The following is a 26057-nucleotide window of genomic DNA, read 5'->3' as shown; positions in this document are numbered from 1 at the left end:
TACGCCGCGGAACTCATCCGAGCGTTCCGGTATGGACGGACACGCGACCGTCGACGCCGTACTCGATGCGGCGCACGCTCGGCTCGGCGTTCACGACGATCGACGCGACAACCGTCCGACCGGGCGGCAGCACGCGTGCCGTCACCTGACCACCGTCGACGGAACGCAGCGCATCGATCAGGACGCCATGCAATCGCGGGAGCGTCCCGTCGTCGGCAGACGCACTCAATACTCCGTCATCGAGCAACAGCACCGAGACGCCGCGTCGGCGCGCGCGCCAGACGGCCTCACGCACCTGCTCCGACTCCCAGGCCCGGGCCCGGATCCCATCTCTGAGCTGGGCCTCGGTCAGGCGCGCGTCCGCGACCTCGGCAGCGGTGAACTCGTGGCCGGCGACGATCTTCTGCAGGATCGGGCGGGCGCGACGATCCAGCCTGCGGAGTTGGCGATTGCGCTCGGCGGCACCGGCCGCAGTCGCCGCCTCCGCCGCCGCCTGACCGATCGCGCTCTCCCGCAGCATCCGTATCCGGATCACCATCGGCCGCGCCATGATCACGAACAGCGTCGCCACGACCATGACCGGGTAACAGAAGAATGTGATCTCCGCGCCGGCCGCGAATCCGAAACCGACCCGGTGACCCCACACACCCGCCACCAGCGTGCAGCCGACGGTCCCCGTCCAGGCCACGACCGGTCGACCATGCAGCGCCACCATCGTCAGCACGATCGTCACCGCCGAGACCGGTGGCGAGGTCTGCAGCGTGAGATAGGTCGCCGGCGGAAGACTCCACAACGCGATCGCCAGCCCGCAGAGCGCCAATCCGACCACCACGATCGCCACCGCGACCCGACTCTGCGCACCACGCGCGCGTACCACGAGACCGGTGGCAACCACGAAGATCGCGAGCGCACCGGCCAGGCCCACCCAGTCCGACACGGCCGTGATGTCGTGCCCGGCGCCGACCGAGACGACGACGTACACGACCGTGAAGATCGACAGGGCGACGGCCACCGTCGGGGAGCCCAGCCCGAACAGGTCGAGCGTGGCGTCGTCGAGGTCCCCGTCGTCCGCCACGACCGGGTGGTGGGTCATGATCGAGCCCACCTCACCGCGACCGTCGTTCCGACGCCGACCGCACTGTGTACCTCCGCGGTCCCTCCCGGAAGTGCCCCCATCCGTGCGTGGATCCCGGTCGTGATCCCGTACCGCTCCGCTCCGACCTTCCCCGGGTCGAACCCCACCCCGTCGTCGGTGATGGTGATGCGGACGGCATCATCGCCGAAGGCGCCGGAGATGGTGCAGCGGGCGCCGGCACCGGCATGCCTGCGCCAGTTACGCAGCGCTTCGCCGGTGGTGCCGATGACCGCGGCGACCGCCTCGGCCGGATAGAACACCTCACGGTCGGGCACGGTCAGCTCCACCCGGACGCCCTCGCTCACGGCCGCCGCCGACGCCCGAATCCGCTCGGTGAACTGGGCGACGTCCACTGCGGCGTGCTCGTGGTCGTCACCTCGATCGAGTTCATCGAGTGCCGAGGCGGCCTCCGCCACCAGACGTGGATCAGGACGCGCCTCATCGACCGCCAACAGGGACGCGATCACCTTGTCGTGGATCAACGCCGCGAATCTCGCCCGCTCGGCCTCCTGCGCCATGTCCGCGGCGCTCGATGCGGCGGCCGCGAGCGTCGCGGTTCGGCGCGCATCGAGCGACCGGACGTTGCGCGTCGTGGCATATGCGACGGCGATGAACACACCCGAGAGAGCCATCGTCAACGGGGCGCTCAGCATCTCGAGAGGTCGGACCTCACCGTAGAGCCCGACTTCGTTGGCCGCGTGAACCAGTACCGTGGCCACCACGAGGTTCGCCAACGCCCATCGGGTTCGGGACACGAGCACCAATGCGATGCTCGGCACGGCCGGGAACTGGACCAGCCACACGGTGTAGCGCTCCGCCTCGTCGGGCACGCCCCGCCAGGCGGTGAACCAGAGCGCCGTCGCCGACAGGAAACCCAGCGCGCACGCATACCCCAGGGGCACCAGCCCGCGCGGAACCGTACGGAAGGTCGCGGCGACGAGCAGGGCCGCCGGTCCGACGACGAGGATCACACTGACCGGCGTCCACCACACGGCGGTCAGCCCGGCGTTTCGCATCGCCACCGGAAGCATCACCACCGTGAACGCGAGGAGCCCCAACCCGACGAAGCGGGACCCGGCACGTTCGAGTCGTCCGAGATCGGAGTCGTCGCGACCGGGTCCCCCGGCATCGGTTCGGGCCGGGGCGGCACGCGACCATCGATTCATGACCTTCATCGCGTGATCAGCACTGTCGTCCACCGAGTCCTCCGGATATCTCACCGTCCTCGGCACAGTCGTACCGTCGCGCCACCCCGGCATCGTCGACGACGATCGTCGCGCGGGTCGTGCGTCCGGGAGGCATCACCCGGGCGGTGATCCGGCCGGACCGTACCCGTTCGAGCTCACCGACCAGCACATCATCGAGCCGCGATTGGATCGCCTCGGCCCCCACCATGCCCCCGTCGTCGAGGAGCACCACCCAGACCCCGCGCCGGCGTGCCTGCCACACCGCGGCGCGAACCCGTGCGGACTGCCACGCGGGGGCCCGAATTCCATCGCGCAGCTCGGCCTCCACGAGTCGGGCGCCGGCCACCTCGTCCGGGTCGAAGTCGTGGACGGCGGCAACCTGTTCGAGCAGGGGCCGCGCTCGCCTGTCGAGAAGGAGGAGTTGACGATTCCGTTCCTCGGCGGCCGCCCTGGTCGCCGCCGCATCTGCGGCGAAACCGATCTCTCGGGCGTGCAATGTCCTGATGCTGTCGGCCATGGGCCGCAACATGACCACGAACAGCGTCGCGAAGACCATCACCGGGTACACCCATGACGTGAAGACCAGACCCGACATGAAGCCGAGACCACGCAGCTCTCCCCACGCAGCTGCACACACGCTCAGCCCCACGGCACCAACCCACGCCACACCGAGTCGACCGCGGATGGCGAGCAGGGCGAGCACGACGATTCCGACGACTGCGGCGGGCAGGCACTGCAACGGTTCGAAGGTCGCAGAGGGCACCGACCACCACGCGCACGAGGTCCCGGCGATCATCATCGCGACACCTGCGATTGCCACCGGACGACCGAGCGGGTCGCCCACCGCTCGGGTCATCACGGCGACGTCGGCGGCGAGCAGGACAAAGGCCGCCGACAGCCCGATCCAACTCCACGCCGATTCAATCCGCAGACCCGATCCTGCGGTGGCGAGGACGTAGACGACCCCCAACGCGATCATCGCTCGCACAACGGTGGGAGAACGTAATCCGAAGAGATCGATCTCTCCGATCGGTACCGCTGCGGTTCCCGGCCGGGAAGTCGGTTCAGACCGCATCGTGGCCCTCCCAACTCAACACGACGGTGGTGCCGTGACCCGGTGTGCTGCCGATATCCGCTCGGCAGCCGCCCAGCGCCGCCATCCGACGTCGGATCGCCACGTCGACGCCCAGCCGGTCCGGGCGCACCTCGGCCGGGTCGAAGCCGGTGCCGTCGTCGACGATGGCCACTGTGGCGCGGTTGGCTCGCAGGTCGGCGGCGACCAGACACGATGCGCCCGGCCCGGCATGTCTGTCGTAGTTGCGGATGGCCTCACACATCGCATCGAGCATCCCGGACACGACATCGGCCGGATAGCGTCCCGCGGTGGACCGGTCGATGGTCACCGACCGTTCGATCCCGTCGTCAACCGAGATGGCCGCCGACCGCACCCGTTTCGCGAACTCGTCGGCGTCCATCGTCGCCGGCTCGGCATCGTCGTCACGACGGTCGAGCTCATCGAGCGCCGACGTCGCGTGCGCGGCGAGCGCCGGCGACGGCCGTCCGACGTCGATGGCCAGTAGGATCGCGATGACCTTGTCATGGATCAGCGCCGCGAAGCGCGAGCGCTCCCCCTCCTGCGCCGCCGACGCCGCCGACGCCGCGGCCCGGTCGATCGTCTGCGACCTCGTCTCGTCGAGGAGCATGGCAGTCCGCACCGTCACCACGGCCACCGCCAGGAACACGCTCGTCAGCGCGATGGTGAGCAGCGAACCCAGGTAGAACTCGAGGCGGATGTAGCCCCTGGCCCCGAGTTGGTTGGCGGTCTGAGCCAGCGGCGTGGAACCACAGATGCAGGTCAACGCGAGTCGCGGGTGCCCGGTCAGCGCGAACAGGAGCCCCGGGACGCCGGGGAACTGGACCAGCCAGACACTCAGCGATGACCCGGGTTCCGCAGTGTTACCGGTCCATGCAAAGAACCACAGCACGGTGGCGACGACAAATCCCAAGCTGCACAGGGTCGCGAGCACGGTGAGGTTCGCGAGTTGCGGACGGTAGGACGCGACGATCACGGCAGTGGCCGGCACCACCACGAGGAGCACGCTGGTCGCGGGCCACCACGGGGCGGTGACGGCCCCCCGCGTCACGATGACCGGGATCAGTCCGATGGTGAAGACGATGAGTCCGCATCCGATGAACCGGGAACCGACTCGTTGGACGCGTGCCAGGTCCGAACGGTCGGAGGGGCCCAGGAGTCGCTTGCGCCAACGGCTGAGCGGCACCGAACCAGGACGGTTCGGTGCGCGATGAATCATCGTCGTCGCAGACACCTGATCATCCGATCCTCGCCTCGCCGTGTTCTCCTCTCGACGATGCCATGTCGCCGGACGTCGCGGGTGGGTCCCCGCCGATGCCGCCCAACCCGGCGTGGTCCGGACGGTGGCAGGTTCACTGCCGCCACCGATATGCGCCACGTGGACGCAGACGTGCCGGGGAATCAGCGTCGGCGGGATGTTCGGCTGCCGCGCGGGGATATCGCCGCGCCACCGGACCGGCACTCGCACCGTGCAGGATCACGCTGGCCAATACGGTGACGCCGATGGCCGCGACCGCGGCCTGCGCGCTCGGAGCGTCGCCGAGCTGTTCGACTCCCAGCAATGCGAACACCACCGATGCCAGGCCGCGCGGGCCGAACCAGCCGATGAGCAGTACGTCGCGGCCCGGGAGTCCGGTGCCGATCAGCGAGAGGGCCACCGGGACCATCCGGAACACCGTGAGGGCGAGCAGCGCGTAGCCGGCCATGAGCAGCAGGTCACCGGCCTCGACGACGTGTCCGGCGAGTGGGATCAGGGTCGCACCGAACAGGAACCAGACGACCAGTGCCAGCAGTTCGCCCACGAGTTCGGGGAGTACCTCCAACGTCGTCGATGCGTCGTGCTCGCTGCTCGGCACGCGCACGGCCGGCGGGGGCCCCGACGTTCCCTCGGCACGGTCGCGCTCGATGATGTGACCGAACGCCATACCAGCGACGAATGCAGCGATGAACCCGTTGCCCTCGACAGCGGTGGCAAGCGCGAAGACACCGGTCGCCGCGGCCAACGCGGCGATCTGCCGGGTCTTCACCGACGACAGCTCGCGGGCCGCGGAGATGTTGATGATCCATGCGGCGAGGCCACCTGCGGCCAGGCCGATGCCGACGCCGAGGAGCAACTCCTTCGCCGCCTCCCCGAGCGTGATGCCCTCGGCCCCGCCGACGCCCAGGGCCGTTGCGGCGATCGCGATCGCCAGGGTCACCACCGGCGTGGCGATGCCGTCGTTGAGGCCGCTCTCCACATTCAGGGTCAGCCGCAGACGTCGCGGAATCCGCTCGTCGTTGATCACCGCGACGCTCAGTGCCGCGTCGGTCGGAGCCAGAGCGGCACCCACGAACAGCGCCAGACCCCAGTCGAACTGGTCGAAGAGCACCTCCGCGCCGACGGTCCCCAGGACGATCGTCATCGGCAGCCCCAACACGAGCAACCGCGCCGGCAGCCGCACGGCGCGACGGAGTCGACCCACGTCGACCCGCGACGCGTCGGTGAACAGCACCAGGCCGAGCGTGACCTCGGCGAGCGTATGGACCACCGACGTGTCGACGTCGACCGTCAACAGGCCCCAGTCCGGGTTGCCGAGCAGGTAGCCGACCGCGACGAACAGCAGCGGACCGGTGACGTCGTGGCGCGTCAACAGCCGGGACAGGACCGCCCACGCCAACAGGAGCAGACAGATGACGGCCACTGTTGCGTCGGTCATCGCACACCCACCGACCCGACCCCGTTCATGCTCGGATTATGCAGCACCGGGGCGGTCCGCGGCGGTCCAGAAACGCCGAACGGCCCGCTCCCCCCTCGGGGAACGGGCCGTTGCGATGTAACTCGCTGGGAGTCGGCTTACTTGGCCTTCTCCAGCACCTCGACCAGACGCCACCGCTTGGTCGCCGACGTCGGGCGGGTCTCCATGAGCCGCACGCGGTCGCCGATACCGGCGGTCTCGTTCTCGTCGTGTGCCTTGACCTTGCTCGTGGTCCGGATGATCTTGCCGTAGAGCTTGTGGCTCTTACGATCTTCCAGCTCGACCACGATGGTCTTCTGCATCTTGTCGCTGACCACGTAGCCGATCCGCTCCTTGCGGTCGTTACGCGTCGTCGTTTCGGTCACTTTCTGGTCCTCACTCATGCGTCTTCACCTTCCGGTCCCGACGCAAGACCCAGCTCGCGCTCCCGCATCACGGTGTAGATACGTGCGATCTCGCGACGCACGGTCCGCAGACGACGGTTGTTGTCGAGCTGGCCGGTGGCCATCTGGAAACGAAGGTTGAACAGCTCTTCCTTCGACTCTTTCAGGCGATCGACCAGATCGGTGTCATTGAGCTCACGCAGCTCGGTCGCAGCAACTCCGAGTGCCATCAGAACTGCTCCTCTCTGGTCACGATCCTGGTCTTGATCGGGAGCTTGTGCTGCGCGCGGCGCAGGGCCTCGCGAGCGATCTCCTCGTTGGGGTAGGTCATCTCGAACAGCACACGACCCGGCTTGACCGGGGCGACCCACCATTCCGGCGAACCCTTACCGGAACCCATGCGGGTCTCGGCAGGCTTCTTGGTCAGCGGACGGTCTGGGAAGATGTTGATCCACACCTTGCCGCCACGCTTGATGTGCCGGTTGATGGCGATACGAGCGGACTCGATCTGACGGTTGGTGATGTACGCGCCTTCCAGAGCCTGGATGCCGTAGTCACCGAAGGTCACCTTGGTGCCGCCCTTGGCCTGGCCCTTCAGGCTGGGGTGATGCTGCTTGCGGTGCTTGACCCGGCGGGGGATCAGCATGATCAGCCCTCCTGCTTCTCAGTGGCCGCACCTGCACCCGCGGTCGCTTCTGCCGGAGCCTCCGCCGCGCGTCCCGCGTCGGTGCTCGTGGCAGTGGTGCCGGAAGCACCGCTGCGACGGGGCCGGCTGGGCCGGCGGGGACGACGGTCCTCGGTGGCCGGCGCGGCTGCACTCAGCTCACGCTTGCCGCCGACGATGTCGCCCTTGTAGATCCAGACCTTCACGCCGATACGGCCGAAGGTGGTCTTGGCTTCGTAGAGTCCGTAGTCGATGTCGGCGCGCAGCGTGTGCAGCGGCACGCGTCCCTCGCGGTAGAACTCACTGCGGCTCATCTCTGCGCCGCCCAGACGACCCGAGCACTGGACCCGGATGCCCTTCACGTTCGGCTGACGCATCGCCGACTGGATCGCCTTGCGCATCGCGCGACGGAACGCCACACGGTTGCTCAGCTGCTCGGCGACGCCCTGGGCCACCAGCTGGGCCTCGGACTCTGCGTTCTTCACCTCGAGGATGTTCAGCTGCACCTGCTTGCCGGTCAGCTTCTCCAGGTCGCCACGGATCCGGTCGGCCTCGGCGCCACGGCGACCGATGACGATGCCCGGACGGGCGGTGTGGATGTCGACGCGGACCCGGTCACGGGTGCGCTCGATCTCCACCTTGGCGATGCCGGCGCGCTCGAGTCCGGTGGACAGGAGCTTGCGGATGGCGACATCCTCTTTCACGTACTCCGCGTACTGCTTGTCGGCATACCACCGCGAACTCCAGTCGGTGGTGATGCCCAGACGGAAGCCGTGCGGGTTGATTTTCTGGCCCACTACTAGGCTCCCTTCTGCTTCGGCTGACGCGAGCGACCGCGGCCGGCCGACGCCTTCTCCGGAAGGCTCTCGACGACGACGGTGATGTGGCTGGTGCGCTTGCGGATGCGGAACGCACGACCCTGCGCACGCGGCTGGAACCGCTTGAGCGTGGGGCCCTCGTCGGCGAATGCGGTGGCGACGACCAGGGTCCGGCGATCCAGATCCAGGTTGTTCTCCGCGTTCGCGACGGCGCTGGCGAGGACCTTGTACACCGGCTCGGATGCCGACTGCGGTGCGAACCGCAGGATGTCGAGGGCCTCGTCGACGTTCTTGCCGCGGATCAGGTCGATCACGCGACGCGCCTTCATCGGCGTCACGCGCACGAACTTCGCGGTTGCCTTGGCTGTCGGATTATCGGTCTGCGTAGTCATTACCGGCGCTTCGCTTTCCGGTCATCCTTGATGTGACCCTTGAAGGTGCGGGTGGGGGCGAACTCGCCCAGCTTGTGCCCGACCATGTTGTCCGAGACGAACACCGGGACGTGCTTGCGACCGTCGTGGACGGCGAAGGTGTGACCGATGAAGTCGGGGATGATGGTCGAACGGCGCGACCAGGTCTTGATGACCTGCTTGGTGCCCTTCTCGTTCTGCGTGTCCACCTTGGCAAGCAGGTGGTCGTCGACGAACGGGCCCTTCTTGAGGCTGCGTGGCATTCTCTAACTCCCTCCTGTGCTTATCGCTTGTTCTTGCCGGTACGACGACGCCGGACGATCAGCTGATCGCTGGCCTTGTTCTTACGGGTCCGGCCTTCCGGCTGGCCCCACGGGCTGACCGGGTGACGACCACCCGAGGTCTTGCCCTCGCCGCCACCGTGCGGGTGGTCGACCGGGTTCATCACGACACCACGCACGGTCGGGCGCTTGCCCTTCCAGCGCATGCGGCCGGCCTTGCCCCAGTTGATGTTGCTCTGCTCGGCGTTGCCGACCTCGCCGACGGTGGCGCGGCAGCGCACGTCGACGCGACGGATTTCACCCGACGGCATACGCAGGGTGGCGTAGGTGCCTTCCTTGCCCAGCAACTGGATGGATGCGCCCGCACTGCGGGCCATCTTCGCGCCGCCACCCGGGCGCAGCTCGACGGCGTGCACCTGGGTACCGGTCGGGATGTTGCGCAGCGGCAGGTTGTTACCCGGCTTGATGTCGGCGGTCGCGCCGCTCTCCACCACGTCGCCCTGGTTCAGACCCTTGGGCGCGATGATGTAGCGCTTCTCGCCGTCGACGTAGTGCAGCAACGCGATCCGCGCAGTGCGGTTCGGGTCGTACTCGATGTGTGCGACCTTGGCGTTGACGCCGTCCTTGTCGTTGCGACGGAAGTCGATGAGGCGGTAGGCGCGCTTGTGGCCGCCACCCTTGTGCCGGGTGGTGATGCGGCCGTGCGCGTTACGGCCACCACGACCGTGCAGCGGGCGAACCAGCGACTTCTCCGGATGATCGCGGGTGACCTCGGCGAAGTCTGCGCCACTGGCACCACGACGACCCGGGGTCGTCGGCTTGTACTTACGAATAGCCATGTCTCTAGTCCCTCAGTTCTCGAGTCCCGGTCAGCCGACCGGTCCTCCGAAGATCTCGATGGGCTTGCTGTCGGCGGACAGCGTCACGATCGCGCGCTTGGTGTTCTTGCGCTTGCCGTAGCCGAAGCGGGTGCGCTTGCGCTTGCCCTGCCGGTTGGCGGTGTTGACGCTGGTGACGCTGACGTCGAAGATCTTCTCGACCGCGATCTTGATCTCGGTCTTGTTCGAGTCCGGATGCACCAGGAAGGTGTAGACGTTGTCCTCGATCAGTCCGTAGGACTTCTCGGAGATCACCGGTGCCAGGATGATGTCACGCGGGTCAGCCTGCGTAGGCATATCAGGCCTCCTTCTTGTTCTGCTCGATGAACGCGTTGAGCGTCTCGACGCTGAACACCACCTCGTCCGAATCCAGGACGTCGTAGGTGTTGAGCTGATCCGGCGCGATCGGCAGAACGTTCTGCAGGTTCGCGACGCTCTTCCATGCGGTGTCGTCCTCACGGCCGAGCACCACCAGGAACTTGCGACGGTCGCTCAGCGCCTCGAGGAACACCCGTGCCGACTTGGTCGACGGGGTCTGCCCGGCCACCAGCTCGGTGATCACGTGGATGCGCTCGTTGCGTGCGCGGTCCGACAGCGCACCGCGCAGGGCGGCGGCCTTCATCTTCTTCGGGGTGCGCTGGCTGTAGTCACGCGGCTGCGGGCCGTGGACGGTGCCACCGCCGGCGAACTGCGGTGCGCGGGTCGAACCCTGGCGGGCCCGACCGGTGCCCTTCTGGCGGTACGGCTTGGCGCCGCCACCGCTGACCTCACCGCGGGTCTTGGTCGCGTGGGTGCCCTGGCGGGCGGCGGCCTGCTGGGCCACGACCACCTGGTGCATCAGCGCGATGTTGGCCGGCGCGTCGAACAGGTCGGCGGGCAGGTCAACGGTGCCGTTGGTCGAGCCGTCAGCGGCCTTGACGTCCAGCGTCAGCTTCGTCGTTGTCTCGGTGCTCACTTGGTCGCACCACCCTTCACTGCATCACGGATCACCACGATGCCGCCCTTGCGGCCGGGGATCGCGCCCTTGATCAACAGCAGACCGGCTTCGGCGTCAACCTTGTGCACGGTCAGGTTCTGCGTGGTCACGGTGTCGTTACCCATCCGGCCCGCCATGCGCATGCCCTTGAACACACGACCCGGGGTGGCGCAGCCACCGATCGAGCCGGGTGCACGGTGCACGCGGTGCGCGCCGTGGCTGGCGCCCAGACCGGAGAAGCCGTGGCGCTTCATGACGCCGGCGAAGCCGCGGCCCTTGGAGGTGCCGGTGACATCGACCTTGGTGCCGTCCGCGAAGATCTCCGCGGTCAGCTCCTGGCCGATCTCGAGCTCCGAGACGTCCGCGATGCGGATCTCGGCGAGGTGGCGACGCGGTGTCACGCCGGCCTTGGCGTACTGCCCGGCGACCGGCTTGGTGACCTTGCGCGGGTCGATGGCGCCGTAGGCGAGCTGCACGGCGGTGTAGCCGTCACGGTCCGCGGTACGGAGCTGGGTGATCACGTTCGGTCCGGCCTGGATGACAGTCACCGGAACGACACGGTTGTTTTCGTCGAAGACCTGGGTCATGCCGAGCTTGGTGCCCAGAATTCCCTTGGTCGCACTCTGGTTACTCATGATTTCTTCTCGCCCCCCGCCTACTGGATGTTGACGTCGACGCTGGCCGGCAGATCGATGCGCATCAGCGCGTCGACCGTCTTCGGCGTCGGGTCGAGGATGTCGATGAGTCGTTTGTGGGTGCGCATCTCGAAATGTTCGCGGCTGTCCTTGTACTTATGCGGCGAACGGATGACGCAATAGACGTTCTTCTCGGTGGGCAACGGCACCGGGCCGACCACGCGTGCCCCGGTACGGGTCACGGTTTCCACGATCTTGCGCGCCGAAGCGTCGATCGCCTCGTGGTCATAGGCCTTGAGCCTGATGCGGATCTTCTGTCCCGCCACGCTGTGTCCTCTTCCGTCAGTTGTTCTCGACAGACAAACACCGCGTGACCTTCTCGCCCCGCGAACGGGGACCGACACAGATCGTCGGCGGACACATGACCACCCGCGTGAGATTCGGGGATCGACGCTGTTCATCTATCGTTGTACGTAGGTTCGCTCTGGGAGCGAACCGGTTGTGCTCCGGCACCCGCGGTCGGGCGTGTCGTGACCATGAACCTGATTCGGCGCATGCGTTTCACGCCCTGGCCCGGAATCCGGGGCCTGGGAGTCATTCACCTGAACGAGGCCGCAGACAACCCTGCGTCCGCCGCTCAAGGCAACCCGACAAGTATGCACCAGGTCGGGGTGCATATTCAAATCCGGGCCGCAAGCGCTCACCAGGTCGTGCGTTGCGGTCGATCGAACCCGGCGAGCCGAACCATGGCACGGCCGTCCACACCACCCGGCGAGCCGAAGACCCCAGGTCTTGCAACCGGCGAGCCGAAGACCCCAGGCCTTGTAACCCGTCAAGCCGAAGACCCCAGGCCTTGTAACCCGGCAAGCCGAAGACCCCAGGTCCTGGCACGGAGGTGACAGAACCCGGCAAGCCGAAACCATGGCACCGCAGTCGACACCACCCGGCGAGCCGAAGACCCTAGGCCTTGGAACCCGGCGAGCCGAAGACCCCAGGTCTTGGCACGGAGGTCGACAGAACCCGGAATTTCGCCGAGAGAACCGCCCCAGCCACGAACCCGACGCACCCCGATCCAGGTTCTCTCGGCGAAATTCCGGGTTCTGTCGACGCGATTAGGGGTTCTGTCGACGCGAATAGGGGTTCTGTCGACGCGAATAGGGGTTCCGTCGACGCGAATCCGAGTTCTCTCGACGAAATTCCGGGTTCTGTCGACGCAAAGTCGCCCTCTCCCGACGCGAAGTCACGAGACAACTTACCCACAAGTAAGATCGCCCCATGGCCCTCTCCCCCACCTACGCACTCCGTCGCCGACTGCCGGACAACCTCGTCGGCGATGTCCTCTTCTCTCTGGGCATGGTCGCGCGGGTGCCCTACTTCGGTACGGTGCTACCCCTCGTCAGCGAGATGCGACCGGGCTACTGCCGGGTCAGCGGCCCGAACTGGTTCGGCGTCCACAACCACCTCGGTACGTTCCACGCGATCGCCGCCTGCAATCTGGCCGAGGCCGCGATGGGGATGTTGATGGAGGCCACCACCCCGGCGAGCCACCGGTGGATTCCCAAGGCGATGAACACCCAGTACCTCGCGAAGGCAACCACGCGCCTGACCGCCGAGGCCCGGCTCGTCGACCCGGTGGACTTCGATGCGATCACCGACGGCGCCGACGTCACCGTCAGCGTCCGAGTCCTCGACAAGCGTGACACCGAGGTCGTTCACTGCGATATCACCACCTGGGTGACACGTCAGGCTTGACGCGACAGAACTGTCCTGTCCCTGCCGGCCCGACCCGCCGGGCCGGCGCCTCACCGGAAGCAGGCCCGCCAGCCGCCGCTACGCAGAACGCCGACGTCGCAATACCGTGCGCTCGGGTAATAGGCACCCATCGTGGCCGCCGGATTCGTGCCGCGCGCCTGCGACGCCATGACACTGCGCGAATAGAACCCGCCCGCGGGCAGCATCTGGCGATAGATGAGGACCTTCTGCGGCACCGCAGTGGTTCCCCAGGGAATCCAGGTCACCGAGGGGTCGCCGGTCGGCCGATCGGCGGGTGCGGCCACGACATAGGTGTAGTAGCCGTCCCGGTCCACGCGCGTCCGGTAGTCGGCAGCACACGAGACCACCGGATACGGGGGCACGCGGTCGTTCTGGCACATCGACCAGTAGCGCAACTGTGTGGCGGCGGTCGGTGACACACCCGCGCGCGTGTTGGGGAAGGTGGGAGCACGCCCACGGATGACCACCACCCGACCCGGCCGGTAAGAGACGACGGCGCCGAGGTAGCGGCCCTCACCGTTGGCCAGCAGGCCGTCGGTGCTCCGCGGGTTGACGAAGGTCGCCTCCGGCAGGTTCGGCGCGAACGCCGCGTTCGCGGCCCCCACGAGCGGGACGCTCAGGCCGGCCGTGATCAGTCCCCCGAGTGCGCCGTTGCTGGCATAGGAACTCGCGCACGGCGCCATCACCGTCGACCCGCCGCCCACGTGCATCGTCACCGTCGGCAGCTGTACACCACCGTTGGGTGACGCCGCGTTGTGTGGGACGTAGATCCGCTCGATGAGCAGCCCCGCCGACGGGCCGGAGAACTCATTGCGCGACGCAGTGGCGGGTCGGGTCACCACGGCCGCCCGCCAGCGCCGGCCCGGTCCCGACCCCTGACCCGAATATGGGTTCGTGCTCCCCGGATTCGGCCGAATACGGCTGTCCCGCAACCAGTCCACGGCGGTCAACCCGGTGCCATAGGTGTTGAACGAGAAATACCGCGCATCCGGGTAGGTGCCGTTCAGCTCGATCCAGTCACCCGCTCCCAGCAGATAGGGCGTGACCCAATAGGTCGCGTTCGTCTCCGGGAAGCCCAGATTGAGATCGCCGAGATGGGTCCGCATCTGCCAGGCACACCCGGGAGCCGGCGCGTGGCCCTGCGGGGCGGCCGACGCCGGCGTGGTCAGCAGGCCCGTCACCACGGTGGCGACAACGAGAGCGATGGCGACGCGGAAAGCGCGTTTGATCATAGGTACCCGACCTCCTCCGACCTGCCGAATATATGACCCCGGGATCGATCTGGCCTCCGCTCGGCCACAAGTGGGCGGAATGTCGGATTGCGTTGCGGCTGCTTGCCCTGCCGTGGCAAGCGGATGCTCCTAGGCTGTGATGATGACGCCCGGAAACGAGTGCGCCGATCTGGGCAACCGGGCCGCCGCCATCCGCAAGGTCGGGGTCGAGGAAGAGTTCCACCTGGTCGACCTGCGTACCTCGAAGCTGACGACGCGGGCACCCGAACTGCTCGAGATCCTCCCCGCCGACGGCCCCTACGTCGAGGAGCTGCAGCGCTGCGTCATCGAGGCCAACAGCGGGGTTTACCAGCAACTGTCCGAGCTGCGCGAAAACCTGCGGTCGAACAGGTCCGCGCTCGTCGACGCCGCGCGCACACTCGGCATGGGTGTCGTGGCCGCCGGGTCGGTGCCGCTGGCGGTACCCACCGAGATGCGGGTGACCGAGACACCCCGGTATCGGCGAATGCTCGCCGACTATCAGTTGCTCGCCCGCGAGCAACTGATCTGCGGAACGCAGGTACATGTCGATGTCCGCAGCCGCGACGAGGCGGTGGCGATCGCAACCCGGATCGCTCGGTACATCCCTCCGCTGCTCGCCCTGTCGGCGAGTTCACCGTTCTGGGCCGACGGCTCGGACACCGGATACGCCAGCGTCCGGACTCTCGTCTGGCAGCGCTGGCCCACCACCGGCCCGTTCCCCGACGTCCACACCGCCGCCGACTACGACGCCGAGATCGGCCGACTGATCGGGAGCGGCGTGATCACCGACCCCGGCATGGTGTACTTCGACGTCCGCCCCTCCGCCCGGGTCGGCACGCTCGAGCTCCGGGTCTGCGACAGTTGCCCGTCGGTGGACACGATCACCGTCATCGCCGGACTGTTCCGGGCGATCGTGTCCCATGAGGCCGAGCGTCTCGGAAAGCCCGCCGAGCGGATGTCACCGGCGCTGTATCGGGCGGCGATCTGGCAGGCCGCCCGGTCCGGCCTGGAGGGCGACCTGATCGACGTCGACGACGCCACACCGCGCCCGGCGGCCGACGTCATCACCGACCTCGCCGAATCATTACGACCCGAGCTCGAGGAGAGCGGCGACTGGGAGACCATCCGAGATCTCATCGGCGAGGCCCTCGCGATCGGCAGTTCGTCGGCGCGACAGCGGCGCACGCTCCGGCGCCGCGGTCGGCTCACCGCCGTCGTCGACGGGTTGATCAGCGAGACGGCCGGAACCCTGGCCGAAGTGGTGCTGCCCGACGATCCGGGCGGCCGACTGCTGCACGGCTATGGTCTGGTCGAGCGATCCGATGACGTGCCGACGGTGGACTCGCCGGAACTGCAGTGCTACGACGAGGCGGTGGCCCCCGACACCTTCGCTCGGCCCGGCTACGACGAAATCCTCGCCGCGGCTGGAAAACTCGGCGCGATCGAACTGCGCAAACGGCAATACCAGATCGAACGCGAACAGAGCATCGACGGCGTGACCTTCCGGGTCACCGGCCAGGATCGCGCACAATTGTTCCCGCTCGACGTGGTCCCCCGCTACATCGGCGCGCAGGACTGGCAGAACATCGGTGCCGGACTCCGCCAACGGGCGCTCGCCCTGAACTCGTTCATCCTCGATGTGTACGGGGACCAGAACATCATCGGCGACGGCGTCATCCCGTCCGAAGCCCTCGACCTTGCTCCGGGGTACCGGCAGACCGGACGGATACCCTCCTGGCAGCGGGTCCGCACGCACATCTGCGGCACCGACCTCGTCTCCCCCAGCCCTGGGCGTTTCCTCGTCCTCGAGGACAACCTCCGTCTGCCGTCCGGAATCGCGTACGCCATGTCCAACCGTGCGTTGATGACCCAGTTCCTGCCCGAGATCCCCATGCCGCCCGGGACGATGTCGATCGCCGGCGTACCCCGCATGGTCGGTGACACGATCGCCGCCGCGGCGCCGCCCGACCCCCACGCCGACGGCGTCGACATCATGCTCAGCACCGGCTGGAAGGACTCGGCGTGGTTCGAGCACCAACTGCTCGCCAAGGGCGCGGGCCTGCTGCTCACCACACCGGAGAACATCTCGGTCGCCGACGATGGCCCCGACGCCGGCCGACTGTTCGTGCACCACGGTTCGGTGCGCTCGCCGGTCAACACCGCGTTCGTGCGGATCGACGAGGAGATGCTGCTGTCGTCGAAGGGCTTCGACGAGCAACCGCTGCGTGCCGGGATCCTCGACGCGCTGGCCCGGGGCACCTTCGCCATCGTCAACGCGATGGGGAACGGAGTCGGCGACGACAAGGCGATCTATTACTACGTGCCCGCGATGATCCGGTACTACCTCGGTCAGGAACCGATGATCGATCAGGTGCCCACGTGGTTGTGCGCTGAACGGCAACAGCGCGACCACGTGCTCGCCAACCTCGAGCACCTGGTGGTCAAACCCATTGACGGGCTGGGTGGTTCCGGCATCACCATCGGCCCCGAGTGCACCGAGGAGGAGCTCAGCCAACGGCGGGTGGATCTGTTGACGCAGCCGGAGCGCTACATCGCGCAGGAGGTGGTGGCGCTGTCCACCCATCCCACCTTCGACGGCAACGGCTTCTATGCTCATCATGTCGACCTGCGGGCCTTTGTGCACCTGCGTGATTCGGGAGGTGAGGTCAGTGCGCACATCGCGCCGGCCGCACTGACCAGGGTGGCCCCGGCCGGCAGCCTGATCGTCAACTCGTCGCGCGGCGGCGGGGGCAAGGACACCTGGATCCAGGGCGTCGGAGTTGGCTTGGGAGAGGACTGAGACATGTGCGGTGTATGTGGTGAGATCCGATTCGACGCGACATCTCCGGACATCGGCGCGGTCGACGCGATGACCTGCGAGATGACCCGCCGGGGCCCGGACGGATCCGGTGTCTTCGCAAAGGGTTCGGTTGCGCTGGGACATCGGCGGCTCAAGATCATCGATCTGTCCGAGCGTGGAGCCCAGCCGATGGTGGACCCGGAACTCGCGCTCGCGCTCGTGTTCAACGGCTGCATCTACAACCACCGGGAGCTACGGCGCGAACTCGAGGCCAAGGGCTACCGATTCTTCTCCCACGCCGACAGCGAGGTCATCCTCAAGGCGTTTCACGCCTGGGGTCCGGCGTGTGTCGACCACCTCATCGGGATGTTCGCCTTCGCCGTCGTCGACACCGACTCCGGAGTCGTGACCCTGGCCCGGGACCGGCTCGGCATCAAACCGCTCTACATCGCCGAGACACCGGGCCGGCTCCGATTCGCGTCGTCGGTGCAAGCGCTGCTCCGCGCAGGCGACGTCGACACCTCGATCGATCGCGTCGCACTGCACCATTACTTCAGCTTCCACTCGGTCGTACCCGCGCCGCACACCATCTACAACGGCATCCGCAAGCTGCCCCCGGCCACCGTCCGGACCATCACACCAGATGGGCGCAGCACCGAACGGCGTTACTGGACACCGTTGTTCGAACCCCACCCGGACCGGGCCGATTGGGATGAGCAGCGCTGGCAGCACGAGGTGTTGGATTCACTGCGCACCGCGGTCCGCCGCCGCATGGTCGCCGACGTCCCGGTCGGTGTGCTGCTGTCGGGCGGCGTCGACTCGTCGCTGGTGGTGGCCCTGCTGGCCGAGCAGGGCCAGACCGACCTCGCGACGTTCAGTATCGGATTCGACTCCGCAGGTGGCGAATCCGGCGACGAGTACGCCTACTCCGATCTGATCGCCGACACCTTCGCCACCGACCACCACAAGATCCACATCGGTACCGACCGGTTGCTGCCCGCGGTTCCCGACACCATCGCGGCGATGGGTGAGCCGATGGTGAGCCATGACTGCGTGGCCTTCTATCTGTTGTCGCAGGAGGTGAGCAAGTCCATCAAGGTGGTGCAGTCGGGCCAGGGCGCCGACGAGATCCTCGGCGGCTACTCCTGGTATCCGCCCTTGCAGGACATCGACCGTTCCGAGACCACCAAGGCCTACGCGAGCGTCTTCTTCGACCGTGGCCACCACGCCATCGGCGAACTACTCAGCGAGCCATACCATGTCGACGGCGACTACGATCCGAGCTGGGAGTTCGCGCTGGCCCACCAGTCCGCGCCGGGCGCCCGCACCGCCGTGGACGCCGCCCTGCGGCTCGACACCACGATCATGCTGGTCGACGACCCGGTCAAACGCGTCGACACCATGACCATGGCGTGGGGTCTGGAGGCCCGCGTCCCGTTCCTCGATCACGAGTTCGTCGAGCTCGCCGCGACGTGCCCACCCGATCTCAAACTCGCCCACGGTGGCAAGGGAGTTCTCAAGCAGGCCAGCCGATCCCTCCTGCCTGCCGCCGTCATCGATCGCACCAAAGGGTACTTCCCGGTGCCCGGAATTCGCCATCTCGAGGGCGGGGTGCTGGACCTGGTGTCGGACACGCTGCGTTCCACCACCGCCGTCAACCGTGGCCTCTATCGCCCCGAGGCGCTGGATCGTCTGTTCGCGGACCCGAACGGCATCCGCACCACCCTCGACGCCAACGAACTCTGGCAGCTCGCCATGCTGGAGATGTGGCTGCAGACCATGGAGGCAATCACCGCACCATGAGCGCCGGCAATCCGACTCCATCCGCCTCCGAGACCGCCGCACCGACCCATCTGCTCCGCTTCGACGACCGCGGATGGCACACCTATGGCGCATCGGTGTCGCCGGATGGCTCCGCATTCGCCTACATCATCGACGACGGAACGGGTTACCCGCGGGCGGCCCAACGATCCTTGTCGGTCGACGGTGTGGGCGAACTGCGCTGGGTCCGGCTGCGCGCCACCGGCCCGGTACGCAAGGTCGTTCATTCCACCGACGGGAAGTGGCTGGCCGTGGAGATCGCCCCGAGCGGAGGCGAGCACCACCAGGTCTGGGTCGTGACCACCGACCCCGACGACGACACGGCCTACCGGATCGGCGCCGCGCGACCCGATGGCCGCCCGTTCGGCACGGTGTCGCTCGTCGGCTGGGACACCGACTGGGTCCTGATCACGGCGACCGAACCCGATGGCACGGCCCACGCGCTGCGGATTCATCCGGGTACGTCGACGTCGGTGACCCTCGATGTCCGCGTGGGCGGGGCGCTGGTCGACTCGTGGAAGGGGGCGACGTTGGTCCGCGTCGGCCCACGGGGTTACCGCGACATGCTGCTGATCCGCCGACGCGTCGACACCGGTTCCGACGAGGTCACCATGACCCCGCTCCTGCCGAACGACCCCGGGTCGGTCACCGACGACGGCTACATCCTCGACCAGGGATTCGACCATCCGTCGCTCGTGTTCGTCGGTCCGCCACAGGACGCGCAGCGCGACCTCGACAGTGTGCAGGCCTTGGTGATCAGCGATTTCGATGCCAAGTACCCACGCCTGCTCGGTGTCGAGCTGGGTCGCGGCGGTGTGCGATTCCGGGTGCTGGCACAGCGGCCCGGCGCCGGAGTCGACGCATTCGCGGTGAGCAACAACCAGTCCACGGTCGCGATGTTGTGGAACATCGACGGACGCAGCGAGTTACAGATCCTCACCCTTCCCGACCAGACCCTGCACGACCCCATCGAACTGCCCGGCGAGGTGGCCCACGACCTCTCCATCAGCGCCGCGGGAAAGCTCGTGGCGGTCACCGTGTCCAGCCCGCAGCATTCACCGCTGGTCCACCTCGTCAACACCGCGACCCGGGAGGTCGTCGCCGTCCGCGACGACGTGGTCGCCGGAGCAGGACCGTCGAGCGGGCTCCGTCCGGAATTGCTGGAGTTCTCGGCGCGTGACGGGATGCCGTTGTCGGGGTTGCTGTTCCGGGCAGACCGTGCCGATGCGGCCGGCCCCACCCTCATCTACTTCCACGGCGGACCGGAGGCACAGACCCGGCCGGACTACAACTTCTTGTTCGGGCCGCTCGTGGACGCAGGCGTCACGGTGTTCGCGCCCAACGTGCGTGGATCGTCGGGCTATGGACGGCTGTTCTCCCACGCCGACGACCGTTACGGGCGCTACGCCGGGATCGACGATGCCGCCGACTGCGCAGACCATCTCATCGCGACAGGGATCGCGGACCCGGACGCCGTGTACTGCTCGGGACGCTCGTATGGGGGCTATCTCACGTTGGCGTGCCTCACGTTCCACCCGGATATGTTCGCAGCGGGTATCGCGATCTGCGGTATGAGCGATCTGGAGTCGTTCTTTCGCAACACCGAGCCGTGGATCGCGGTCGCGGCCCACACCAAGTACGGTCACCCGGAATCCGATCGCGAGCTGCTGGCGGACCTGTCTCCGATCCACCGGATCGACGATGTGCGTGCGCCCCTTCTGGTGATCCACGGCGCCCACGACACCAACGTACCGGTCAGCGAATCCCAACAGATCGTCGACGAATTGCGTGCCCGTGGCGCGAGGGCGGAGCTCCTCCTGTTCAACGACGAGGGGCATGAGATCGTCAAGCGCCACAACCAGCAACGGTTGGCCGAGGCCGTCGCAGGGTGGATATTCGAGCATCCGGCACGAGGCCGGGTGCCTCGATGAGCTCACGCATGACCGACCGTCTCATCGCGCAGCTCGTCGAGACGCGCTCGGACAACGCACGCGCCAACGTGCTCGAGGAATTGCGGCGCCTGATCCTGTCCGGTGGGGCGCCACCCGGTGTCCAGATACCGCCCGGTGAGGTCGCCGATGCCTTCGCGGTCAGCCCGATCCCCGTCCGCGAGGCCCTCAAGACCCTGGTCGGCGAGGGACTCGTGGTCCACCAGCGCAACGCCGGTTACCGGGTCAGCCAGCTCTCGAGCGAGGAGCTGCGCGAAATCTATTTCGTGCGAGGAACTCTGGAGCAAGCCGCGTTGGCGCGGGCCGTCGACCGGATCGACGATGCCGGTATCGACGCTGCGCGGGGACGGCACGACGAACTGGTGACAGCAGTGAAGTTCAACGATCGCAAGGCATTTCACGATATCTCCCGGCAGTTCCACCGCGAGCTCACGACTCCCTGTGCAATGCCCCGTCTGCTCAACATGTTCGAGGCGACCTGGAACCTGACCGAACCGTTCCAGGTGATGCGGGCGGTCGGCACCGCAACTCAGGAGGCACTCAACGCCGATCACGCCACCCTGCTCGATGCTTTCGTCGCTCGCGACACCGGAGCGGTGCTGGACGTGGCGAAAATCCATCACCAACGCCTCGAAAGCGCGATCGTCGAGACCGCCGCCGATCTCGAGGTCCGGCACGACGACTGACAATCGCGTGCTGACCAGCACGAATCCCGGCAAAATATATCTACTCGTTAATTCCCGGGTAACAAACGGTTTCTAGCTTTATCCCATCAGCGCCTATCAGAGGATGTCCGCTGACCGCCTGACCGGGAGAGCCATATGTCTGCATCAACCGACGTCGCGACCGCGCACGAGAGCGCGGCCGGCGAAAGCGTCATCAAACTCGGGTATCACCAAAACCTGACGAACTCCGACCTCGCGCCACTCAAGGAACAGAAGTGGACCTGGTACAACATCTTCGCGTTCTGGATGTCGGACGTGCACAGCGTCGGCGGGTACGTCTTCGCCGGCAGCCTGTTCGCGCTCGGCATCGCCGCCTGGCAGGTGCTCGTCGCCCTCGTGGTCGGCATCATCGCCGTCAACCTGTTGTGCAACCTGGTGGCCAAGCCGTCCCAGTTGGCCGGGGTGCCCTATCCCGTCACCACCCGAGTCGCCTTCGGCGTCAAGGGCGCCAACATCCCGGCCATCATCCGCGGATGCATCGCCGTCGTCTGGTACGGCATCCAGACCTACTTGGCGTCGGTCGCTTTCGGCTTGCTGGCGCTGAAGTTCTGGCCGGGCCTCGAGCCGTGGGGCGACGTCGATCAGCACGGTTTCCTCGGCCTGAGCATCCTCGGCTGGGCCGGGTTCATCCTGATGTGGGTGCTGCAGGCGTTCGTGTTCTGGAACGGCATGGACACCATCCGCAAGTTCATCGATTTCTGTGGTCCGGCGGTGTACGTCGTGATGGTCGCCCTGGCGGCATATCTGATCGTCAAGGCGGGCTGGAGCAACGTCAGCCTCGATCTGTCGACCGGCCCCGGACTGTCAGGATGGTCGTCGGTCACCCAGATGATCAGCGCCTTCGCCCTGGTGGTCTCCTACTTCTCCGGACCGATGCTGAACTTTGGTGACTTCTCCCGCTACGGGAAGTCCTTCGCCGAGGTGAAGAAGGGCAATTTCTGGGGTCTGCCGGTCAACTTCCTGTTCTTCTCGCTGCTGGTCGTGTGCACCGTGTCCGCAGGCGCGACGGTGATCGGAAAGGACGAGGACGGCAACATCATCACCGACCCGGTGCACATCGTCGACCAGATCGACAACACCACCGCCGCGGTCCTCGGTGTTCTCACGTTCGCGATCGCCACCATCGGCATCAACATCGTCGCGAACTTCGTGTCCCCCGCCTTCGACTTCTCGAATGTGGCGCCCACCAAGATCACCTGGCGAACCGGCGGGATGATCGCGGCGGTCGGCTCGGTGCTGATCACCCCGTGGAACCTGTTCAACAACCCCACCGCGATCCACTACACAATGGACACACTCGGTGCGGTGATCGGTCCGCTGTTCGGCATCCTGATCGTCGACTTCTACCTGATCAAAAAGCAGAAGATCGAGGTCGATGACCTGTTCAGCATGGACGCGGGCAAGTCGTATGCCTACCGCAACGGCTGGAACCCGGTCGCGGTGATCGCGGTGATCATCGCCTCGATCCTGCCGATCAGCTTCGTCATCTGGGGCACCGCCTACCAGGCGAGCTTCACCTGGTTCATGGGAGCCGCGGCCGGCGGGATCGTCTACTGGGTCGGCATGAAGATCGCGCCGACGAGCTTCGTCTACGACAGCGGTGAGGTCCCGGCCGTCCTGCCGACCGCCAAGGACGGCAAGCTCGAACCGTCCGCGCTGTAAGCACGACTCACAGGAGTACGACATACCGATGCGCATCTGCGTCATCAATCCGAACACCGCGGCGGCGATGACCGAGGTCATCGCCGCCGCGGCGCGCTCGGTCGCACGTCCGGACACCGAGATCGTCGCCGTCACCTCCGCGATGGGTCCCGCGTCGATCGAGAGCCACTACGACGAAGCCCTTGCGGTTCCCGGGCTTCTCGGCGCGATCGTCGACAATCCCGACTGCGACGGCTACCTGATCGCCTGCTTCGGGGACCCTGGTCTGGATGCTGCTCGCGAGGTCGCCTCCGCCCCCGTCATGGGAATCGCCGAGGCGGCCATGCATCTCGCCGTCCCCCTCGGACGCAGCTTCTCGATCGTGACCACCCTGCACCGGACAATCGGCCGCGCAGCTGATCTCGTTGATCACTATGGATTCACCCGGCAGTGCCGGGGGATCCACGCCTGCGACATCCCGGTGCTCGAACTCGAGACCAATCCCGCGACCGCGTTGATCCTGGAGAAGTCCTGCCGCGAGGCGCTGCAGACGGACGGCTCCGATGCGATCGTGCTCGGATGCGCCGGCATGGCCGATCTCGCGCATCGCATCAGCGACGCCATCGGGGCGCCCGTCATCGACGGCGTCGCCGCCGGTGTGGGCATGCTCGGCGCGATGGCCGCCATCGGACTGCAGACCGGGACCGCGTCCGGGGAGTTCGCCACCCCGCCACCCAAGCCGTACTCCGGACCGCTGGCGGACTTCGGCCGTCCGTGACCGGTGCGTCGGCAGGATCACCCCTCCGCCACCTGGCTGAAACCCTTCGGAAACATGCCGGAAACCATTGCAGCAGATAGTCTTACCTGCACATGAAAGGCCCGTCCGCCCCCGTGCGGTGACGATCCGGATGGCCTGAGTCCGGGACAGGGTGCACGCTGCGGCACACGCCGCCGACCCTGAGGATGCGTCATGCCCGATCAGATTTGCGACCTGCTCATCACCAACGCCTACATCTATGTCGATGCCGGCTGGGAAGTGCCATCCGGATGGATCGCCCTCAAGGACGGTCGCGTCCAGGGTGTCGGTTCGGTCGGTGATCGGACTCCGGACGCCGCGACGCACATCGATGCAGGCGGCAGACTCGTCACGCCCGGGCTGGTCAACGTCCACCATCACATGTATCAGAATCTGACCCGCTCCCATGGGCCCGTGGTCAACGCCGGTCTGTTCGACTGGTTGACCACCCTCTACCCGATGTGGGCGAACGTGGACACCGAATCGATCTACCTCTCCACCTGGGTTGCCATGGCCGAACTGCTGCTCGGCGGGTGCACTCTGTCGTCGGACCACATGTACGTTCACCCGCGAGATGAGTTGATAGACGCCCAGATCCTGGCTTCCGGCGATCTGGGATTCCGCTTCTACGCCAACCGGGGCTCGATGACCCGGTCGATCGAGGACGGCGGGCTACCGCCGGTGGAAGTGGTTCAGGACGCCGACGACATCCTCGCCGACTGCGAACGTCTGATCGACCGTTACCACGACCCCGAGCCCGGCGCGATGACACGCGTGGCGCTCGCCCCGTGCTCACCGTTCTCGGTGACGGCGCAATTCATGACCGACACCGCCGTGCTCGCCGAGAAACACGACGTACGACTGCACACCCACCTGGCCGAGGATCAGGACGAACTCGCCTACTGCCGCTCGATGTACGGCATGAGTCCCGTCGAGTACTTCGAGAGCGTCGGATGGATGCAATCACGTTCGTGGGTGGCTCATTTCATCTATCCGACCGACGAGGAGCAGGCGCGCATGGCCACGGCAGGTGTGGGCGTGGCGCATTGTCCGAGCTCCAACATGCTGATCGGCGGTGGATCTGCGGACGTGCAACGCCTGCGGGCGCTCGGTGGCCCGGTCGGTCTGGGATGTGACGGTTCGGCGTCCACCGACCACGGATCGATGTGGCTGGAGGCCCGGGCGGCCTTGACACTGGCAAGATTCCGTGGCGGACCGACCGCGATGACCGCTAGAGATGCCCTGCACATCGCGACCCGGGGAGGCGCCGCATGCCTGGGATGGGACGACGAAACGGGGCACCTGCGTCCCGGGGCGTGCGCCGACCTGGTGGTGTGGACCGCATCTCCACTGTCCTTGGCCGGAGCCGTCACCGATCCGGTCGAAGCGTGGCTGCGATGTGGTCCGATGACGGCCGACACGACGATCGTCGGCGGCCGGGTCCTCGTGCGCGATGGACAGATTCAGAATCCCGCGGTGGGCGACGTCCTCGCCGCACACGACCGACACGCGCGCCGCATCCAGGGTGTCGCAGTCTGATTCGAGTCGGGCGAGGAACGAGCGATGCTCCCCCATCCGCCCCCTGAGGAGCCTCGCGAGGAACGAGCGATGCGTCACGAAGGGCCGCCCTTCGTGACAGTCCTCCGCTAGCGCTCCGAACTTCCTCAGGGACCGGAAACAAAGCGCACTTCGCCACCAACGCAAACCAACCCCACCCACCGCTCCCTGAGGAGCCTCGCGAGGAACGAGCGATGCGTCACGAAGGGCCGCCCTTCGTGACAGTCCTCCGCTAGCGCTCCGAACTTCCTCAGGGACCGGAAATAAAGCGCACTTCGCCACCAACGCAAACCAACCCCACCCACCGCTCCCTGAGGAGTCTCGCGAGGAACGAGCGATGCGTCACGCACCGCTCCCTGAGGAGCCTCGCGAGGAACGAGCGATGCGTCACGAAGGGCCGCCCTTCGTGACAGTCCTCCGCTAGCGCTCCGGACTTCCTCAGGGACCGGCTGGTGACAGTCCACCACTAGCGCTCCGGACTTCCTCAGGGACCGGCTGGTGACAGTCCTCAGGGACCCGAAGGCGAGAGTCCTCCGGGACCGGGAAT

Annotated in this window: 25 protein-coding genes; 8 read left to right on the top strand and 17 right to left on the bottom strand. The window is 66.9% G+C overall.

Annotated features, from left to right (window positions below):
• Positions 1-13 precede the first annotated feature (13 nt).
• The 16 genes from AC4AMJ_RS04120 to rpsJ form a co-directional block, all read right to left on the bottom strand.
• On the bottom strand, positions 14-1093 hold the full coding sequence (locus tag AC4AMJ_RS04120) for a DUF8320 family protein (RefSeq protein WP_489917331.1): 1080 nt from the start codon (positions 1091-1093) through the stop codon (positions 14-16).
• Positions 1090-2334 (bottom strand): sensor histidine kinase, encoded by a 1245-nt coding sequence (locus tag AC4AMJ_RS04115; RefSeq protein ID WP_489917330.1) that lies wholly within the window; start codon positions 2332-2334, stop codon positions 1090-1092. Before AC4AMJ_RS04115 ends, AC4AMJ_RS04120 begins: the two co-directional genes overlap by 4 nt.
• Positions 2318-3397 (bottom strand): DUF8320 family protein, encoded by a 1080-nt coding sequence (locus tag AC4AMJ_RS04110; RefSeq protein ID WP_489896838.1) that lies wholly within the window; start codon positions 3395-3397, stop codon positions 2318-2320. The genes AC4AMJ_RS04115 and AC4AMJ_RS04110 overlap by 17 nt, the downstream gene beginning before the upstream one ends.
• A complete protein-coding gene (locus tag AC4AMJ_RS04105) occupies positions 3387-4649 on the bottom strand; it encodes a sensor histidine kinase (protein ID WP_489917329.1) in 1263 nt (420 codons plus the stop codon). The genes AC4AMJ_RS04110 and AC4AMJ_RS04105 overlap by 11 nt, the downstream gene beginning before the upstream one ends.
• A gap of 118 nt (positions 4650-4767) precedes the next feature.
• Positions 4768-6111, bottom strand: coding sequence for a cation:proton antiporter (locus AC4AMJ_RS04100; RefSeq protein ID WP_489917328.1), 1344 nt, complete (start codon positions 6109-6111; stop codon positions 4768-4770).
• Positions 6112-6248: 137 nt separating this feature from the next.
• Positions 6249-6533 carry a 30S ribosomal protein S17 gene (gene rpsQ, locus AC4AMJ_RS04095; RefSeq protein WP_489896841.1) on the bottom strand — a complete coding sequence of 95 codons (285 nt, stop codon included), beginning with the start codon at positions 6531-6533 and terminating at the stop codon, positions 6249-6251.
• A complete protein-coding gene (rpmC, locus tag AC4AMJ_RS04090; RefSeq protein ID WP_489896842.1) occupies positions 6530-6763 on the bottom strand; it encodes a 50S ribosomal protein L29 in 234 nt (77 codons plus the stop codon). Before rpmC ends, rpsQ begins: the two co-directional genes overlap by 4 nt.
• Positions 6763-7179: a 50S ribosomal protein L16 gene (gene rplP / locus AC4AMJ_RS04085; RefSeq protein ID WP_004020548.1), complete on the bottom strand. Its 417-nt coding sequence runs from the start codon at positions 7177-7179 to the stop codon at positions 6763-6765. The genes rpmC and rplP overlap by 1 nt, the downstream gene beginning before the upstream one ends.
• Before the next feature lie 2 nt (positions 7180-7181).
• Positions 7182-7994 carry a 30S ribosomal protein S3 gene (gene rpsC / locus AC4AMJ_RS04080; protein WP_489896843.1) on the bottom strand — a complete coding sequence of 271 codons (813 nt, stop codon included), beginning with the start codon at positions 7992-7994 and terminating at the stop codon, positions 7182-7184.
• Positions 7995-7996: 2 nt separating this feature from the next.
• The gene (rplV, locus tag AC4AMJ_RS04075) at positions 7997-8407 is read right to left on the bottom strand and encodes a 50S ribosomal protein L22 (protein ID WP_489896844.1); all 411 of its coding nucleotides are present in this window, start codon (positions 8405-8407) and stop codon (positions 7997-7999) included.
• Entirely contained in the window at positions 8407-8688 is a 282-nt protein-coding gene (gene rpsS, locus AC4AMJ_RS04070) for a 30S ribosomal protein S19 (RefSeq protein ID WP_005203946.1), read from the bottom strand. The genes rplV and rpsS overlap by 1 nt, the downstream gene beginning before the upstream one ends.
• A 20-nt stretch (positions 8689-8708) precedes the next feature.
• Positions 8709-9545, bottom strand: a complete 837-nt coding sequence (gene rplB, locus AC4AMJ_RS04065) for a 50S ribosomal protein L2 (protein WP_489896845.1) — start codon at positions 9543-9545, stop codon at positions 8709-8711.
• A gap of 30 nt (positions 9546-9575) precedes the next feature.
• Positions 9576-9881, bottom strand: a complete 306-nt coding sequence (rplW, locus tag AC4AMJ_RS04060) for a 50S ribosomal protein L23 (protein ID WP_489896846.1) — start codon at positions 9879-9881, stop codon at positions 9576-9578.
• A gap of 1 nt (position 9882) precedes the next feature.
• A complete protein-coding gene (gene rplD / locus AC4AMJ_RS04055; protein ID WP_489896847.1) occupies positions 9883-10539 on the bottom strand; it encodes a 50S ribosomal protein L4 in 657 nt (218 codons plus the stop codon).
• Positions 10536-11195, bottom strand: a complete 660-nt coding sequence (rplC, locus tag AC4AMJ_RS04050; RefSeq protein ID WP_489896848.1) for a 50S ribosomal protein L3 — start codon at positions 11193-11195, stop codon at positions 10536-10538. Before rplC ends, rplD begins: the two co-directional genes overlap by 4 nt.
• A gap of 20 nt (positions 11196-11215) precedes the next feature.
• A complete protein-coding gene (gene rpsJ / locus AC4AMJ_RS04045; RefSeq protein WP_003938093.1) occupies positions 11216-11521 on the bottom strand; it encodes a 30S ribosomal protein S10 in 306 nt (101 codons plus the stop codon).
• Positions 11522-12470: 949 nt separating this feature from the next.
• Here rpsJ and AC4AMJ_RS04040 point away from each other — a divergent pair.
• Positions 12471-12947 carry a hotdog fold domain-containing protein gene (locus AC4AMJ_RS04040; protein ID WP_489896849.1) on the top strand — a complete coding sequence of 159 codons (477 nt, stop codon included), beginning with the start codon at positions 12471-12473 and terminating at the stop codon, positions 12945-12947.
• Positions 12948-12997: 50 nt separating this feature from the next.
• Here AC4AMJ_RS04040 and AC4AMJ_RS04035 read toward each other — a convergent pair whose 3' ends face one another.
• A complete protein-coding gene (locus AC4AMJ_RS04035; RefSeq protein WP_489917327.1) occupies positions 12998-14200 on the bottom strand; it encodes a hypothetical protein in 1203 nt (400 codons plus the stop codon).
• Positions 14201-14342: 142 nt separating this feature from the next.
• Here AC4AMJ_RS04035 and AC4AMJ_RS04030 point away from each other — a divergent pair, with 142 nt between their 5' ends.
• From AC4AMJ_RS04030 to AC4AMJ_RS04000, 7 genes are all read left to right on the top strand, one after another.
• Positions 14343-17021: a glutamate--cysteine ligase gene (locus AC4AMJ_RS04030; RefSeq protein ID WP_489917326.1), complete on the top strand. Its 2679-nt coding sequence runs from the start codon at positions 14343-14345 to the stop codon at positions 17019-17021.
• A 3-nt stretch (positions 17022-17024) separates the two neighbouring features.
• Positions 17025-18824, top strand: coding sequence for an N-acetylglutaminylglutamine amidotransferase (locus AC4AMJ_RS04025; RefSeq protein WP_489917325.1), 1800 nt, complete (start codon positions 17025-17027; stop codon positions 18822-18824).
• On the top strand, positions 18821-20773 hold the full coding sequence (locus AC4AMJ_RS04020) for a S9 family peptidase (RefSeq protein WP_489901007.1): 1953 nt from the start codon (positions 18821-18823) through the stop codon (positions 20771-20773). Before AC4AMJ_RS04025 ends, AC4AMJ_RS04020 begins: the two co-directional genes overlap by 4 nt.
• Before the next feature lie 8 nt (positions 20774-20781).
• Positions 20782-21477, top strand: a complete 696-nt coding sequence (locus tag AC4AMJ_RS04015; RefSeq protein WP_489896853.1) for a GntR family transcriptional regulator — start codon at positions 20782-20784, stop codon at positions 21475-21477.
• 135 nt (positions 21478-21612) lie between these two features.
• Positions 21613-23178: an NCS1 family nucleobase:cation symporter-1 gene (locus AC4AMJ_RS04010; RefSeq protein WP_489896854.1), complete on the top strand. Its 1566-nt coding sequence runs from the start codon at positions 21613-21615 to the stop codon at positions 23176-23178.
• 28 nt (positions 23179-23206) lie between these two features.
• Positions 23207-23935: an aspartate/glutamate racemase family protein gene (locus tag AC4AMJ_RS04005; protein WP_489896855.1), complete on the top strand. Its 729-nt coding sequence runs from the start codon at positions 23207-23209 to the stop codon at positions 23933-23935.
• 192 nt (positions 23936-24127) lie between these two features.
• On the top strand, positions 24128-25492 hold the full coding sequence (locus AC4AMJ_RS04000; RefSeq protein ID WP_489917324.1) for an 8-oxoguanine deaminase: 1365 nt from the start codon (positions 24128-24130) through the stop codon (positions 25490-25492).
• Positions 25493-26057 lie beyond the last annotated feature (565 nt).

This window comes from Gordonia sp. LMA484, from assembly GCF_058129505.1.
The sequence above is the reverse complement of the archived record's forward strand: the minus strand, read 5'-3'. Positions and strand labels throughout refer to the sequence as shown.

Coding starts and splice junctions, on each gene's coding strand:
- AC4AMJ_RS04120 (WP_489917331.1), bottom strand. CDS start 1,093: ATGACCCACCACCCGGTCGTGGCGGACGACGGGGACCTCGACGACGCC.
- AC4AMJ_RS04110 (WP_489896838.1), bottom strand. CDS start 3,397: ATGCGGTCTGAACCGACTTCCCGGCCGGGAACCGCAGCGGTACCGATC.
- AC4AMJ_RS04100 (WP_489917328.1), bottom strand. CDS start 6,111: ATGACCGACGCAACAGTGGCCGTCATCTGTCTGCTCCTGTTGGCGTGG.
- rpsQ (WP_489896841.1), bottom strand. CDS start 6,533: ATGAGTGAGGACCAGAAAGTGACCGAAACGACGACGCGTAACGACCGC.
- rpmC (WP_489896842.1), bottom strand. CDS start 6,763: ATGGCACTCGGAGTTGCTGCGACCGAGCTGCGTGAGCTCAATGACACC.
- rplP (WP_004020548.1), bottom strand. CDS start 7,179: ATGCTGATCCCCCGCCGGGTCAAGCACCGCAAGCAGCATCACCCCAGC.
- rplV (WP_489896844.1), bottom strand. CDS start 8,407: ATGACTACGCAGACCGATAATCCGACAGCCAAGGCAACCGCGAAGTTC.
- rpsS (WP_005203946.1), bottom strand. CDS start 8,688: ATGCCACGCAGCCTCAAGAAGGGCCCGTTCGTCGACGACCACCTGCTT.
- rplB (WP_489896845.1), bottom strand. CDS start 9,545: ATGGCTATTCGTAAGTACAAGCCGACGACCCCGGGTCGTCGTGGTGCC.
- rplW (WP_489896846.1), bottom strand. CDS start 9,881: ATGCCTACGCAGGCTGACCCGCGTGACATCATCCTGGCACCGGTGATC.
- rplC (WP_489896848.1), bottom strand. CDS start 11,195: ATGAGTAACCAGAGTGCGACCAAGGGAATTCTGGGCACCAAGCTCGGC.
- AC4AMJ_RS04040 (WP_489896849.1), top strand. CDS start 12,471: ATGGCCCTCTCCCCCACCTACGCACTCCGTCGCCGACTGCCGGACAAC.
- AC4AMJ_RS04035 (WP_489917327.1), bottom strand. CDS start 14,200: ATGATCAAACGCGCTTTCCGCGTCGCCATCGCTCTCGTTGTCGCCACC.
- AC4AMJ_RS04030 (WP_489917326.1), top strand. CDS start 14,343: ATGACGCCCGGAAACGAGTGCGCCGATCTGGGCAACCGGGCCGCCGCC.
- AC4AMJ_RS04025 (WP_489917325.1), top strand. CDS start 17,025: ATGTGCGGTGTATGTGGTGAGATCCGATTCGACGCGACATCTCCGGAC.
- AC4AMJ_RS04020 (WP_489901007.1), top strand. CDS start 18,821: ATGAGCGCCGGCAATCCGACTCCATCCGCCTCCGAGACCGCCGCACCG.
- AC4AMJ_RS04015 (WP_489896853.1), top strand. CDS start 20,782: ATGACCGACCGTCTCATCGCGCAGCTCGTCGAGACGCGCTCGGACAAC.
- AC4AMJ_RS04010 (WP_489896854.1), top strand. CDS start 21,613: ATGTCTGCATCAACCGACGTCGCGACCGCGCACGAGAGCGCGGCCGGC.
- AC4AMJ_RS04005 (WP_489896855.1), top strand. CDS start 23,207: ATGCGCATCTGCGTCATCAATCCGAACACCGCGGCGGCGATGACCGAG.
- AC4AMJ_RS04000 (WP_489917324.1), top strand. CDS start 24,128: ATGCCCGATCAGATTTGCGACCTGCTCATCACCAACGCCTACATCTAT.